Raw genomic sequence first — 13,469 nt, forward strand, 5'->3', positions numbered from 1 at the left:
TTCAAGACTTATTTAGGATCGAGACTTTGTTTGATCCTCTGCAGAATATCCTGCAAGTGATACTTTGTGATTTTGTCCGCACTTTTTGGAATAGCAGCTGTAATCGTCGTTTTCAGATTTTCCAGGTGCGCCCGGGCCACAGAAGGCAGATCCGTTTTTTCCAGCTCCACAACGCGGGTTGAAAAACCATAGGTAATCCCCACCGGAATTGACTGTACATTGGCTTTGCCAGGTTTCAGCAAATCGATCAGCTTTTCGGTATAAACCTTTTGCAGGTTGCGACGATACAAATCGATGTTCTTGCCCGTTTTGGTTTCCGACCAGATACCGCCTTCCAGATCAGTGAACAGCTCATCGAGCGTGTAATTTTTGGCAGTCATACCTGTTTCCATTAACCTCACAGCCCTGTCGCCTGCAAAAAGCGCCGTGATCGCATATTCGTGCAATGCTTTAATCGCCTCTACACCTGTCTCGGGCTTGATCTTATTGATGATATTCTGATCTAAAAGCCAGGTAGGCGTTTTGAAAAGCTGCGCATTCAGGAATTCAACTGCCTCTTTCTGGGTGCTTTTCGCGACCGGTGTAAATGTCGGCCCTTCCATGTCGTAGGTAGTTGGTGTATCGTAAATACCGCCTATATTTTTGATCACGTGGCCGAGGTACCGGCGATATTGCGCAGTTACATTGCTGTAAATCTCATCAAGTTCCTTATAGCTTTCTCCATCTTCACGGCTCCATTCGATCAGGTTCGGGAGAATCCTTTTCAGGTTTTTTATACCATATTCGGAAGCTTTCATCGCATTGTCGCCCAAATCTTCCGTTTGGTACCTCGGATCGTACGGGCTGATTTCTGTTCCAAAGTGCAGCCTGGTATCCTTGTAAGCCTCTTTTGTCATTTCATTTAGCTTCGCCTTCTGCGCTTTTGGATCGCGGATGTCGGCGAAGTTGCTGTAACCCCATTGAATCGCCCACTTGTCATAATCTCCAATCCTTGGGAAAAGATCGGTAATACCATCTTCGGGCTGTGCCACATAATTAAACCGCGCATAATCCATAATGGAGGCTGTGTGGCCGTGCTCTTTGATCCACTCTTTGTCACGCAGCTTTTCTACCGGCGTAGCCGAGCTGGCGCCCATATTATGCCGCAGTCCCAATGTATGTCCGATTTCGTGGGAGGATACAAAGCGCACGAGCTCGCCCATTAATTCGTCGTCAAACTTCTTTGTACGTGCTTTTGGATCTACCGCAGCCGCCTGAATAAGATACCAGTTACGCAGCAGGCGCATTACATTGTGGTACCAGCCAATGTGGCTTTCCAGGATTTCGCCACTTCGCGGATCGTGTACATTCGGACCGTATGCATTCTGGATATCTGCTGCGAAATAGCGGATTACCGAGTACCGGGCGTCTTCCAGGCTCATGGTTGTGTCGCCTTCCGGCCAGTATTCGCCACGGATCGCATTTTTCCAGCCTGCTTTTTCAAAGGCAACCTGCCAGTCATCAACGCCGGCTTTCAGGTACTTGCGCCATTTTTCTGGCGTTGCAGGGTCGATGTAATAGATTATAGGCTTTTTCGGTTCAATCAGCTCGCCATTCTTCTGTTTCGCTGCGTCTTCCGCATTCTTGGGTTCAAGCCTCCATCTTACTGCAAATACTTCCGTATCTGATCGCTGCGATTCTTCACCGAATACCGCATACTGATTGGCAAAATACCCAACTCTGCTATCGAAAATGCGTTTTTGCATGGGTCTTTCGGGCAGCAGGATCATGGAAGTATTCATCTCAAATGTGACAACCCCGGCGTCGAGCCCCGATGGTAAGTACTGGCCGATCTGCGGTACGGGCGTAGGTGTGAGCATTTGTGGCGATACGGTAAAGGTTTTTACAGTCCGTATTTCCGTGTTGATCGGGAAACTTCTCATTTTTTCAATGTAAGAAGCCTCCTTTTTGAAACCTGTCAGTTTCAGCAATTGCTTGTTGACCGAGTTAAGTGAGAAAACCTGGTTATCAGAATTGAAAAACTCGGTAACGTCGATCACCGAAGCTTTTGTGCCCGGATCTTTTTTAACTGCTTTAATGTCGAAAACACCAATGATAGGATCAGAGTTGGAGTTTTTAACAGCCTGGAAAATAGGTTTGGTACTGTCGGGACTGGTTAAAACGACTGTCACGGATCTGAGCAGTACGTTATTGTCTACCCCTTTTTCCCAGCGGATCATCTGACGGTTTACTTCCTCCCCACCAAAAATCCCGCCTCCTGCGGCCGTCTTCGAATATCGGGTAACTGCCATGATATCCCGGTTCAATAACGAATCCGGTATTTCAAAATACCATTTGTCGTCCATTTTGTGCACCGAGATCATTCCTTTCTGGCTCACTGCACTGGTATCGATCAGGTCTTTGAAAGCCTTCGGACTTTTTTTCTTGTCCTCTTTCAGCTTGTCTTTAACCGCCGTCGCCATTGCGTCGACTGCCTTTTCGATTTTTACATCTTCTTCCTTCTTTTTCTTCTTTTTTTGGGCTTGGGCATCATTAAGATACACGAGAGCTAGTCCCGTAAGAATAAGGCACCGAAATAATCTCATGGAATTGTTTAAGAGTTTTGTTTTAAATGATAGAAGCCAGGGAGTAAATCAAAATCTAATTTACGATTAGAAGCAATTAGTTTGACAATAATTCGGCAAGAACACCTTCTTTTAATGCGTAACTGGAAATCTGAATTTTGTGAATGCCGTAACTTTTTAAAACATAGTCAATCAGGCACACTGCGACTACGATCATATCCACCCGCAGCTCGATCATTCCTGAAATTTGCATCCGCTGGTCGTGGTTTCCGGAAACGATAAGGTGATAGGCGCGGTAGAATTCTTCTAATGGAAGATGAAAGTCAGTCTGGTGTTTTGGAGGACCTTCGCCAAGGCGGTATTGAAAATCCATGTCAACAAGCGTGTCGAACGTGCCTGAGGAGCCGATCAGCTTCTGCGGGGCGTATTGATGAATCGCATTAGCCAGTGGAATGAGGTTTTCGTCAAAATAGTTATAGAGGTTCTTCTTGTCGGCGACAGATAGCGGATCGTTTCTCATAAACTTGTCCATCAAACGTTGTCCGCCGATCTCAAAGCTTTGTTTCCAGAATATTTGCGCGTGGTTTCCGATAATGAACTCCACACTTCCGCCCCCAATATCCATGATCAGCGAAGGCTCGTTTCCAATATCGGTACCAAAACGGACACCACGATAAATGTACTCCGCTTCCTTGTTCCCGTCTATAACTGTAATGGAAATGCCCGTTTTGTGGAATACCTCAGTGCAAAACTCGCCCTGGTTTTCTGCATTCCGGATTGCACTGGTACCGAAAGCAAACGTGTGTTCAGCATGGACTCCGTGCAAGTCCAGTGTTTCCCGGAAGTAGGAAAGTACGGCACTCGCGCGGCCGAAAGCCTCCGGTGTGATCGTTTTCCGGTTGATCCCGCCCATTCCAATCCTGGCCGGACGGCTGTCATGAAAGATTTTGGAAAACTGATCCCCATTTTTTTCGATGATCAGCAGGTGAAATGTATTTGTTCCTAAATCGATAATTCCCAGTCGAGAGCTCATATTGGGCTGTCTAATTGTTCCATTGCTTTCCTTCTATCGCGGTACTTGCAAAAATAACCTAATTTTAATGACTTATTTCTTGATTTTCTGTTTGATATAACTTTTCTTTGCAGTCCAATTTCAGAAAACCATTCAAAATAACATTACATTAATAAGCATGCTGATTATTAACATAAAAGACAACGAATCGATTGACCGCGCTCTTAAGCGTTACAAGAAGAAATTTGAAAGAACCGGTACAATGCGTCAGCTTCGTGCTCGTACAGCTTTCGAAAAACCATCTGTTAGACGTCGTTTCGAAGTTTTGCGTGCCGTTTACAAGGAAAAGACTTACGGTCATTTAGAGGACTAGATCCAAAGGAGTGGTTTCTGAATGAATTATACAGGATCATTGTATCCATATCAAAAAAGAGCTGTCTGATTTCAGATAGCTCTTTTTTGTATATTGGCCGCTATGATCGATGCCTTTCTGCAATTTCTGAATTTTGAAAAGCGCGCCAGCGCACATACGGTCAAATCGTACCAAACTGATCTGGACCAATTTCAGAAATACCTGTTGCTTCAATATGAATGCAGTGCTCCTGAAACAGCACAGCCGGCTATGTTACGGTCGTGGGTTGTCAGCTTAATGGAAGAAGGATTAAACCCGACTTCTGTGAACAGGAAAATTGCCTCTCTGCGGAGTTACTATGCATTTTTGAGACGAAAACAATTGATTTCCAAAGATCCGACGAAAGTCCTGTCGGCGTTAAAAACGCGAAAAAAGCTTCCTGCATTCGTTGAAGAGCAGTCAATGGAAATGCTTTTTCAGGAAGATACGTTTTCGGCAGACTTCTCGGGGATGCGTGACCGGGTGGTAATTGAGTTGCTTTATGGTAGCGGGATCCGGCTTGCCGAGCTGCTGGATCTGGAAGTAAGGCACGTGGACCTGCACGCATATACGCTTCGGGTTTTTGGAAAACGCGCCAAAGAACGCATTGTACCGATCGGAAAATCTTTGGCCGAGCTGCTGGATACCTATCTGCAACAAAGAAAGGAAGTTGCGGCCGCACATAACCTGATTGTCACGGACTCGGGGAAAGCAGCTTACCCGGTGTTTATTCAAAGGCTTGTTAAAAAATATCTTTCGGCAGTAACTACTTTATCTCAAAAGAGCCCCCACATCCTCCGTCACACCTACGCAACGCACTTGCTTAACCGCGGAGCCGATCTGAATGCAATTAAGGAGCTGCTTGGTCACGCCAACCTGGCAGCCACGCAGATTTATACCCACAACTCCATTGAAAAGCTGAAAAAAACGCATCAGCAGGCCCACCCAAAAGCCTGAAACCGATTTTTAGGATTATATTTGACCTCCATAGCAGATCTCAAAATATAATTTCGTCGCTTCATTATGAATAACAGTTTTCAGGACGCAGTTGTAACGAAGTATAATATTTTCAACAGCCTTTTCCTGAGTTTGCCCTATCGCGGTATTTTTCAGACGGGTTCGTTACTTCCGATACTTACGCAGCAGAGTGAGACAGGTTTTCAGGAGGGAAAATCCCCGAAGGAAATCATCGAGCACTTTTTTTCGGAACTACTTGAAACCGCCACTCCCAAGGAAAGGACAGATCTGCTTTTTGCATTTATTCAATATATTGAAAGGCAAGTTGTACTCTTCGATTCCGTTGAAGATGCTGCATTTGACCAAACCCACGATCTTACCGGAAAAGGCTCCGTTACTTACCTGACCGAAAGGCTGGACAAAGACGAGCTGAAAAAGAAGCTGCTGACGAAATTGCAGGATTTCAGTGTTCGCATCGTTTTGACTGCCCACCCAACCCAGTTTTACTCAGGTAAAGTGCTCGGGATTATCAACGATCTCGAAGACGCGATCAAAGAGAATGATTTTACCGAGGTAAATCAGCTTTTGCTTCAACTTGGTAAAACTGCATTTATCAATCACGAAAAACCTACTCCATTCGACGAGGCTGTCAGCCTGTGCTGGTTCCTCGAAAATGTATATTATGACGCTATTCCGTCTATCCTTGAAAAGCTGATCAATGGGTTGGGAATGAGCGTTCACGACTGGCCTTATCCGAATGTGTACCGGCTTGGTTTCTGGCCGGGGGGTGACAGGGACGGTAATCCTTTTGTTAATCCGGACATTACGTTGCAGGTAGCGGACAGGCTGAGAGAGACACTTTTGCGCAGCTACTACCGCGATATCCGTCAGCTGAAAAGGAGACTTACATTCAAGGGCGTCGACGAAGCAGTGTCAATTGCGGAAAAGAAGATGAACAGTACCATCTTTGGTCCGTTCGAAGAGGGTTATGCCAATGCACAGGAGCTGATTGACGAGTTGCTGAAAGCACGGGAAGTGCTGGTGAGCAAGCATCAGGGACTGTTTGTGGAGCTGCTGGACAATTTTATTTTGAAGCTTAACCTGTTCGGTTTCTTTTTCGCGAGCCTTGATGTGCGGCAGGATAGCCGGAAACATGCGAAAGCGTGGGAGGATATTCTGAAAAGACTGGAAAAGAAGATCCCGCTATTGAAATACAGTGATTATGAAGGCTGGGACGAGCCGAAGAAAATAGAAATGCTGCTCTCGCTCAATATTCCTTTGCGCGACGAAGATTATGAAGATCCTTTGACAAAAGATATCCTCGGGTCAATCAGAGCAATTAAGACGATCCAGGAGAAAAATGGTGAAAAAGGCGCTCACCGCTATGTTATCAGCAACAATACTTCTGCGTTGAATGTAATGCAGGTGGTTGCGCTGGCGAAGAATCTGATTGCTGATGAAAATGGCAAGCTTGCGCTCGATGTAGTTCCATTGTTCGAGACGGTGGACGACCTGGCCAATGCGCCGGAAATCATGCGCAGCTTGTATGAGAATGAATTTTACCGCAACCATTTACAAAATCGCGAGAACCACCAAACAATTATGGTAGGATTTTCGGATGGAACGAAAGATGGCGGTTACCTGCGCGCCAACTGGTCTATCTACCGCGCGAAAGAGGAGCTGACAAAGGTTTCGAGAGAGTTTGGGATCAAAGTCACATTCTTCGACGGTCGCGGCGGACCGCCTGCACGCGGAGGTGGCAATAACCACAATTTCTACTCCTCGCTTGGATCCGATATTGAAGATAAGGAGATACAACTGACCGTACAGGGACAAACTATCAGCTCCAATTACGGAACCGTAACCACGGCGATGTACAATCTGGAAAGATTGTTTACCGCTGGCTTGGAAAACCATTTATTCCGTGACAATCGTGCTGAGGATGAACTAAGTACAGAAGATAAGGAGTTGATCGAGGAAATGGCAGAAGCAGCCTACAACTCTTACCTGGACCTTAAAAATCACCCGATGTTTGTCAAGTACCTTGATAAGAAAACGCCATTGCGTTTTTACGGTCAGACCAACATTGGCAGCCGCCCCACGAAGCGCGGAAACGATGATGAAGGCTTGAAATTTGAAGATTTGCGGGCTATTCCATTTGTAGGTTCCTGGGCGCAGATGAAGCAGAACGTACCTGGCTTCTATGGTTTTGGATCGGCGATCCGGCAAATGGCGGACGAAAACAAGGTTGAGGATATCAAGCAACTTTACAAGAAATCCCTGTTTTTCCGGACTTTGATCGAAAATTCAATGCAGTCGCTTTCAAAGGCGTTTTTCCCGGCAACAAAGTACTTGCGTGACGAGGAAGAGTACCGCGAGTTTTGGGACAAAATGTATGACGAATTCCTGCTAACGCGCGACCTGCTGTTGGAGGTATCAGGACAGAAAGAGCTTCTGGACAGTAACAATGTGACAAAGGTATCAATCAAAACACGTGAGCGCATTGTATTGCCTTTGATTACCATTCAGCAATATGCATTACAAATGCTTGCACTTGACCCCAAAGACCTGCCGGTTGATGTAGAAACCTACAATCAGCTGATCATGCGGGCGATGTTCGGGATTATCAATGCAGCGAGAAATTCGGCATAGGTAGTTATTCCTATTACATAAATGAAAATGCTCCTGGAACTTACTTTCAGGAGCATTTTCTATGTAAAATGAAATTCAAAATCTAGCCGTTTAATCCTGCACAAATCGCGTGTGAAACCTGCCATTCGTGAAACGCAATGTATCCGGAAGAACAGGCTCGCCACCATCTCTTGTCTTTATCATGGTTATCTGGAAAGTCCCTTTGATTTCTCCCGTTTTGCTGTTGTACATTTCGATATTTAAATAGTTGTCAAAGCCTTCCGCCGGCCCGTAAGAATCTCCTACAACATCCCCATCTTGCATGACCACTAACAAATCCGCATAAACAGGATCCTTTTCATCACAATGCAACGCTGACCTTGCAATGATTTTGTTCATTCCGGCTTTCTTCGGGATCTTCATTAAATTAAGTTGCTGTCTTAGATGGCCTTCAGGAGAATACAATTCTGTAAGTACTTCCAGGTGGTCTTGGGTGCAGGGCATACTTGAAGAGTAGGGGATCATTCCAGAGGAAACGGTTTGATAAGCGTTTTCATAAGTCTTATTCCAATTTTTCCCATTCAAATCAGCTTCAAAATAGCCGATAGTGCCCCGGCTTGGCATGAGATGCTGTTTATAACAGCCAGTTAAAATATAAACAACAATGGAGGGATATAGCGATTTTCGTAGAAGTCTCATTTCTGAACGATAATACGTTTTACAACTATCTTGTCATCAATGGTCAACTTAACTAAATAGCTTCCATTTTCGAGCTTGTCATTTTTCCAAAACAAAGAATGTGCTCCCCGCATCTGCCGGGTTCTTGGTGGAACCAAGTTTTTCAACAGAATACCAGATAGGTCCATAATTTCCAGGCTGACATCTGCCTCAGTTTCCAAATTGTAGTGAATTTGTATCTGTTCACTTGCCGGGTTTGGGGTCACTTCAAAATCGGGATTGAATGTGTCCATTGAGTCAATCCCTGCACTTCCCTGTCTGTATGGGCTTGGCATCTGAGCAGTTATTGCGATGAATGCAGTAGTCGATTTTCCACCAGCTGTAACAGTACCCTTCAGATAAATTTTTTGATTTTGATAGAAAAACCAGGTGAAAATGTCAGTTGTCGTATTAGATAATGTATAGTTTACTCCGTCATAGCTGTACTGCCAGACGAAAGAATATGGCGCGTTACCACAGCTATAATTAAGCTCGAAGTTTTTTCCACCCTGTGTTGTCACGTAGGTTGGTCCGTCAATGTAAGCTGCCAATGGAGGAGTAGGGTTCGGCCGGAAACCGCCGACTACTAAATGGGTTTCAGTGATTCTCTTTGCATTGTTATTGTTAGCAGCAGTTCCAGTTGCCTTTCCTCCTACACTAATGTTTGGATTGGAAAAGTTGAGGAGTCTATTACTCCCGTCCGCAGTCTTGTCGCTCATCATTGTGCGATCAATTACGACTCCCAATCCATTTTTTATGTTGTAGCCTTGGGCATATTGCGGGTTACCATCTTCCCCATCGTGTCTGCAACCAAGTATATGCCCAACTTCGTGCGTAAATGTCTTATTTGTCACCGCATTTAATATTTGCACGATTGAATAAGCCGTGGAGTTGTTGAAAAATGGAGTTGCAGTTGCTCCTCGGGCGCCGTAATTGCCGTTTGTAAAAAGTACAACCAGATCTGCCTGATATTGGTCCCGTAAATTTTGAGCGGAGATATTCATGCTCAAATCGTTCACATCACCAGTCATTTTGTTGTCTTTCTCAATGAAATCCAGGGCAGCAACTCCCGCCAGCGTCAACACTGCATTGCTGGTAATACCGCTATTGTAAATTGTACTGTTAAATTGGGCAATGGAGAGGTTTGCCTGATCAATGATTGTTTGAACATTGTTTGCAAGCTCCAAAGCTTTAGGCGTATACAGCACCAGCACCCGCGGATTTACAAGCGGCTGACACGCGTTCATCTTGGCATTGTGATCAATCGGAGTTTCAGTTGAAGGCGGCGAGAGCTCTGCATGGGTCCGGTTACCAGCTTTGTCGCCAGCATCTGTGGCACATCCCACATCACTTGCTTTTCCAGGATTAATCTCCTGCAAGCAATACAGTCCATTCGGGGCAGGAAATATTTCATAAATGCCCGCTGGCGTGGATATGTGTGCACTGATTCTGCCTGATTTTGCAATGAGTACAATGGTACCACGACCTTCGTCTGTCTTTCCAATCCATTCATAATTCGAGTCGTCGTGATATTCCACGTGACTCACTTCGGCAGTGATCGGGCGCGCCTGGCCGGGAATGTTGATTTTCATTACTCCATCTCTTTGCGCCTTTTTCAGCGGATTTAGCCGGACAAAATGAAATGCGGTGACATTTGGATTTCTCCTGATTCTGGTTTCGTATTCGTCTAGCTCAGGGGAACTTTGAAGTTCTTGCTCGGCGACAGGTTCGATAAAGTGGATTAACTGCGCGAATGCAGCACCCGAACAAGTGCAGAAAATAACAAATGTAATCCAGGCAATTTTTCCGAAATGCGTAAAGTATCTATGCATAAGTAGAAGGGTTAATAGTAGAACAATGCCAACTAGATTGGTCGAAATGTTCTATTATTTCTAGGATTAACAAAATAGTTTTATAGCTGCGGGTGGCGCGAATTAGCTGCCGGTAAGAAGCTGAGTACGAACGGAAAGGTTGACAGGAAAAGTTGCCTGTGATCAGCCAATTTTCGTTGCAATTATTAGTAGACGAATAGTTGGGGAGACTTATAACCCGATATACTCAATATCTAAACTTCAACTTGTACTCTACATGACACATCACTCCGATCATCGTGCCTATTTTTTTAAGATAGACACGACTATCAAAAAAATTCGTAACGCCTTGCAAAAGCAGCTGACAGAAGCCGGTTTCGATTTGACAGTGGACCAATGGGTGCTCATAGATCATATATTCAGGAAGCAGGGAGTGAGCCAGAACGAGCTCGCTGAAATGACCTTCAAAGATCCGCCAACTGTCACCAGGATCATCGATCTGCTTGAAAAAAAGGGGTTGGTGGAGCGCGGGCCGGCAGCAGGTGATCGCAGGAAATTCAACCTTTTTTTAACAAAAAATGGTCAGGCTATCTACAACCAGGCTTTTCCGATCGTAGCGGACATTAGGAGAAAAGGGTGGGGCAGCCTTAACGATTCAGATTATCAGCATTTTGTGCGGATAATGGACTCCATTTACCAGAATTTTACCTGAATCTTTCCACAACGAAATCAAATGGAAGATGATCCTCACAAGGGCAATCTTCCATTTTTTATTTTACAGCCATGCTACATTCCTTTAAACTTTAGCAACAATAAAGCATCTAAACTGCGTTGAGATACAAAACACCTTTGCATGGTGTGTATTACAGCGTTCATTTTCAATTCATTTTTATTTTTTAAAGCCATGAAAAAAGCATTTTTAGCAAGCTTCCTCTTATCGGCAGCCATGTTGTCCCCAGCGTTCTCACAGGTAAAAACAGAACAATTGATGCAGGTACCGAATATTGAAGTGGCCGGTTTCGCTGAAATCGAGGTAGTGCCGGATGAGATATACTTTAACATTTCGCTGCGTGAGTACTATGCAGATGAAAAAAACCAGAAGGATAAAGTGGTTATCAGTACTTTGGAAAAGCAGCTTGTGAAAGCAATAGCCGACGCAGGTTTGCCGAAAGAAAGTCTGTCGATCAGCGGGGTAGGCGGTTACCAGGATTATGTTGATAAAAAGAAAAAGCCTGCCACTTTCCTCGAAAGCAAGCAATATGAGCTGAAAGTGAGCAGTGCGGAGAAACTCGATATTATCATGTCAAAAGTGGAGAGCCGCGGGGTTAATTATGCGAATGTTTCCCGCGTGGACCATTCCAAAAAAGAGGAATTTAAGAAGCAGGTAAAGATCGATGCATTGAAAGCAGCCAAAGCAAAGGCTGAATACCTGCTTGCGTCACTGGATCAGAAACTGGGCCGTGTGTTGGAAATTAAAGAGCTGGATGAAAACCTGTACTTCCCTCAGCCGATGTTTGCAAAGGCCAATGTACGCGCATTCTCAGCCGAGTCGGCCGATGCAGTTACCCAGAGCGATGTACAGTATCAGAAAATCAAGATCAGCTACCGGATGCAGGCGGCATTTGAAATTAAATAAATCCTTCTGAATTATGCCTGCTTTTTGCAGGCATAATTTTTTGGTGGTAACTCACCACCGGAGCAGGTCTCCCGGGAAATTTAGAAATGGTTATTTAACTTAAAGCTAAACTAAGTAACTGGAAATCATGGGCATCAATTCAAAACATCTGGCCACATTTATTCTTGGCGCCGCAGCAGGGGTTGCAGCACACAAGTATCTTCAATCCGAAGATGGAGAAAAGCTTTTGGAAGATCTTAAAACCAAAGCGAATAGTCTCAAAGCAGAGGCCGAGGGCGCAATTGATAAAGCTCCCGAGTACTTTGAAGAGCTGAAAAGCAAAGGAGCTGAATCGCTCAAGGGAAATTTCCCTGACGTGGAGTCGTTTCTGAAAGATCTTTACGAAAAATTCGTCGGGAACAAAGAAACTTCCACCACCACAGCCACTCCCGCGAACACACCTATTCCCGATCCCATTTCGTAGGAGCAGGATAGTATATTGAAATGCAGCTTGAAACCGGCGTTACGTCGGTTTCAAGCTGCATTGTTTTTTAAAAGGTGGTTAATCTGCGCATACTGGATCAGCATGATGGTTTTTGCATCCTTTATCTCGCCACGTGAAATCATGGAGAGTGCCTCTGCAAACGGGATTTCCATTACTTCAATGTTCTCCTGCTCGCCGTCGGCGCCGCCACCTTCACTCACTTTCATTTCTTCGGAATATTCGCCTACAAAAAAGTACAGAATTTCAGTTACCGATCCTGGCGACATATAGGCTTCAAATATTTTGCGCACGGAACTGAGCTTGTAGCCGGTCTCTTCCTCTGTCTCCCTGATAATGCAATCTTCGGGATTGTCTTTATCGAGCAAGCCTGCACACGCTTCTATGAGCATTCCTGATGCATTTCCATTCGTGTATGTCGGGAGCCGGAATTGATTGGTAAGGATAACTGTTTGTTTATCAGTGTTGTACAGCAGAATGGTAGCCCCATTCCCCCGATCATAAGCCTCCCGGCTTTGCCGCTCCCATTGGCCGTTGTTACCCTGATAATCAAATGTATACTTACGCAATGTGTACCAGTTATCAGACAGTATCTCTTCATTGACCAACCTTATGCGTGGATTCTCCATTGAACAGTTTTGATTAAAATTGATTAATAATGATCAAAAGTAGATGAATTGATCAATACTGACAAATGTGATTGATTATTTGGCAGCTATCAGCTTTCAACCTAGTTTAGGAGCTGCTTACTGTAACTACTATGAAGTCTCTTGAATATTGGGTTGAGAAATACCAGCTGCAACCACACCCGGAAGGCGGGTTCTATGCAGAAACTTACCGTGCGAAAGATGTAATCAGTTCGGAGGCACTGCCGCCTCGATTTGGTGGGGAAAGAGCGGCGAGTACAGGCATTTATTTCCTCCTGGATGCGCATCATTTTTCCGCATTTCACCGGATCAAATCGGACGAAATGTGGCATTTTTATGCAGGTGACGCTTTGGAGATATTTGTAATTGACCCAATAACCGGGAAACTTCAGATCATCAGATTGGGAAGTGATCCCGAAAATGGAGAGACTTTTCAGGCAGTAGTTCCGGCGGGAGCCTGGTTCGGCTCGCGCCCGGCTGCCGGAAGTTCCTATTCGCTGGTCGGCTGTACAGTCGCGCCCGGCTTTGATTTCAGGGACTTTGAAATGGCAGACAGAGCGGCATTACAAGCCGAGTATCCCGAATTCCAGACAATCATTGCTGAGCTGACCAGGATTTAAGC

General features: G+C 45.0%; 12 protein-coding genes. 7 read left to right on the forward strand and 5 right to left on the reverse strand.

Annotation, left to right across the window (positions count from 1 at the left end):
* Nucleotides 1–8: 8 nt before the first annotated feature.
* A complete protein-coding gene (locus ASG33_RS00590) occupies nucleotides 9–2,585 on the reverse strand; it encodes a zinc-dependent metalloprotease (RefSeq protein WP_056279273.1) in 2,577 nt (858 codons plus the stop codon).
* Between the two features lie 76 nt (nucleotides 2,586–2,661).
* Complete coding sequence (locus ASG33_RS00595; RefSeq protein WP_056279276.1) at nucleotides 2,662–3,597, reverse strand: phosphatase; 936 nt, start codon at nucleotides 3,595–3,597, stop codon at nucleotides 2,662–2,664.
* A gap of 157 nt (nucleotides 3,598–3,754) precedes the next feature.
* Here ASG33_RS00595 and rpsU point away from each other — a divergent pair, with 157 nt between their 5' ends.
* The 3 genes from rpsU to ASG33_RS00610 all read left to right on the forward strand — a co-directional run bounded on the left by rpsU (nucleotide 3,755) and on the right by ASG33_RS00610 (nucleotide 7,576).
* The gene (gene rpsU, locus ASG33_RS00600) at nucleotides 3,755–3,949 is read left to right on the forward strand and encodes a 30S ribosomal protein S21 (RefSeq protein ID WP_026629542.1); all 195 of its coding nucleotides are present in this window, start codon (nucleotides 3,755–3,757) and stop codon (nucleotides 3,947–3,949) included.
* Between the two features lie 102 nt (nucleotides 3,950–4,051).
* Nucleotides 4,052–4,924: a tyrosine-type recombinase/integrase gene (locus ASG33_RS00605; protein WP_056279278.1), complete on the forward strand. Its 873-nt coding sequence runs from the start codon at nucleotides 4,052–4,054 to the stop codon at nucleotides 4,922–4,924.
* 66 nt (nucleotides 4,925–4,990) lie between these two features.
* The gene (locus ASG33_RS00610) at nucleotides 4,991–7,576 is read left to right on the forward strand and encodes a phosphoenolpyruvate carboxylase (RefSeq protein ID WP_056279280.1); all 2,586 of its coding nucleotides are present in this window, start codon (nucleotides 4,991–4,993) and stop codon (nucleotides 7,574–7,576) included.
* A gap of 90 nt (nucleotides 7,577–7,666) precedes the next feature.
* Here ASG33_RS00610 and ASG33_RS00615 read toward each other — a convergent pair whose 3' ends face one another.
* Together ASG33_RS00615 and ASG33_RS00620 are read right to left on the reverse strand one after the other, a co-directional pair.
* Nucleotides 7,667–8,179, reverse strand: a complete 513-nt coding sequence (locus ASG33_RS00615) for a hypothetical protein (RefSeq protein ID WP_056279282.1) — start codon at nucleotides 8,177–8,179, stop codon at nucleotides 7,667–7,669.
* A 71-nt stretch (nucleotides 8,180–8,250) separates the two neighbouring features.
* Complete coding sequence (locus ASG33_RS00620; RefSeq protein WP_056279284.1) at nucleotides 8,251–10,104, reverse strand: zinc-dependent metalloprotease; 1,854 nt, start codon at nucleotides 10,102–10,104, stop codon at nucleotides 8,251–8,253.
* A 256-nt stretch (nucleotides 10,105–10,360) separates the two neighbouring features.
* Between ASG33_RS00620 and ASG33_RS00625 the strand changes: the two genes are divergently transcribed.
* The 3 genes from ASG33_RS00625 (at nucleotide 10,361) to ASG33_RS00635 (ending at nucleotide 12,182) form a co-directional block, all read left to right on the forward strand.
* Nucleotides 10,361–10,795 carry a MarR family winged helix-turn-helix transcriptional regulator gene (locus ASG33_RS00625; protein WP_056279286.1) on the forward strand — a complete coding sequence of 145 codons (435 nt, stop codon included), beginning with the start codon at nucleotides 10,361–10,363 and terminating at the stop codon, nucleotides 10,793–10,795.
* A gap of 192 nt (nucleotides 10,796–10,987) precedes the next feature.
* Complete coding sequence (locus ASG33_RS00630; protein WP_056283063.1) at nucleotides 10,988–11,719, forward strand: SIMPL domain-containing protein; 732 nt, start codon at nucleotides 10,988–10,990, stop codon at nucleotides 11,717–11,719.
* Nucleotides 11,720–11,846: 127 nt separating this feature from the next.
* A complete protein-coding gene (locus ASG33_RS00635) occupies nucleotides 11,847–12,182 on the forward strand; it encodes a YtxH domain-containing protein (protein ID WP_056279288.1) in 336 nt (111 codons plus the stop codon).
* Between the two features lie 50 nt (nucleotides 12,183–12,232).
* On the opposite strand, the gene nudK is transcribed toward ASG33_RS00635, so the two are convergent.
* Nucleotides 12,233–12,829, reverse strand: a complete 597-nt coding sequence (nudK, locus tag ASG33_RS00640) for a GDP-mannose pyrophosphatase NudK (protein ID WP_056279290.1) — start codon at nucleotides 12,827–12,829, stop codon at nucleotides 12,233–12,235.
* Nucleotides 12,830–12,960: 131 nt separating this feature from the next.
* Here nudK and ASG33_RS00645 point away from each other — a divergent pair, with 131 nt between their 5' ends.
* Nucleotides 12,961–13,467 (forward strand): cupin domain-containing protein, encoded by a 507-nt coding sequence (locus tag ASG33_RS00645; RefSeq protein WP_056279291.1) that lies wholly within the window; start codon nucleotides 12,961–12,963, stop codon nucleotides 13,465–13,467.
* Nucleotides 13,468–13,469: the final 2 nt, after the last annotated feature.

The sequence above is a fragment of the Dyadobacter sp. Leaf189 genome (genome assembly GCF_001424405.1).
Taxonomy (GTDB): domain Bacteria; phylum Bacteroidota; class Bacteroidia; order Cytophagales; family Spirosomataceae; genus Dyadobacter.

Excerpts from the sequence above, each read along its gene's own strand:
- ASG33_RS00595 (WP_056279276.1), bottom strand. The coding sequence starts at position 3,597 with ATGAGCTCTCGACTGGGAATTATCGATTTAGGAACAAATACATTTCAC.
- nudK (WP_056279290.1), bottom strand. The coding sequence starts at position 12,829 with ATGGAGAATCCACGCATAAGGTTGGTCAATGAAGAGATACTGTCTGAT.
- ASG33_RS00635 (WP_056279288.1), top strand. The coding sequence starts at position 11,847 with ATGGGCATCAATTCAAAACATCTGGCCACATTTATTCTTGGCGCCGCA.
- ASG33_RS00610 (WP_056279280.1), top strand. The coding sequence starts at position 4,991 with ATGAATAACAGTTTTCAGGACGCAGTTGTAACGAAGTATAATATTTTC.
- ASG33_RS00625 (WP_056279286.1), top strand. The coding sequence starts at position 10,361 with ATGACACATCACTCCGATCATCGTGCCTATTTTTTTAAGATAGACACG.
- ASG33_RS00605 (WP_056279278.1), top strand. The coding sequence starts at position 4,052 with ATGATCGATGCCTTTCTGCAATTTCTGAATTTTGAAAAGCGCGCCAGC.
- ASG33_RS00615 (WP_056279282.1), bottom strand. The coding sequence starts at position 8,179 with ATGCCAAGCCGGGGCACTATCGGCTATTTTGAAGCTGATTTGAATGGG.
- ASG33_RS00620 (WP_056279284.1), bottom strand. The coding sequence starts at position 10,104 with ATGCATAGATACTTTACGCATTTCGGAAAAATTGCCTGGATTACATTT.
- ASG33_RS00645 (WP_056279291.1), top strand. The coding sequence starts at position 12,961 with ATGAAGTCTCTTGAATATTGGGTTGAGAAATACCAGCTGCAACCACAC.
- ASG33_RS00590 (WP_056279273.1), bottom strand. The coding sequence starts at position 2,585 with ATGAGATTATTTCGGTGCCTTATTCTTACGGGACTAGCTCTCGTGTAT.
- rpsU (WP_026629542.1), top strand. The coding sequence starts at position 3,755 with ATGCTGATTATTAACATAAAAGACAACGAATCGATTGACCGCGCTCTT.
- ASG33_RS00630 (WP_056283063.1), top strand. The coding sequence starts at position 10,988 with ATGAAAAAAGCATTTTTAGCAAGCTTCCTCTTATCGGCAGCCATGTTG.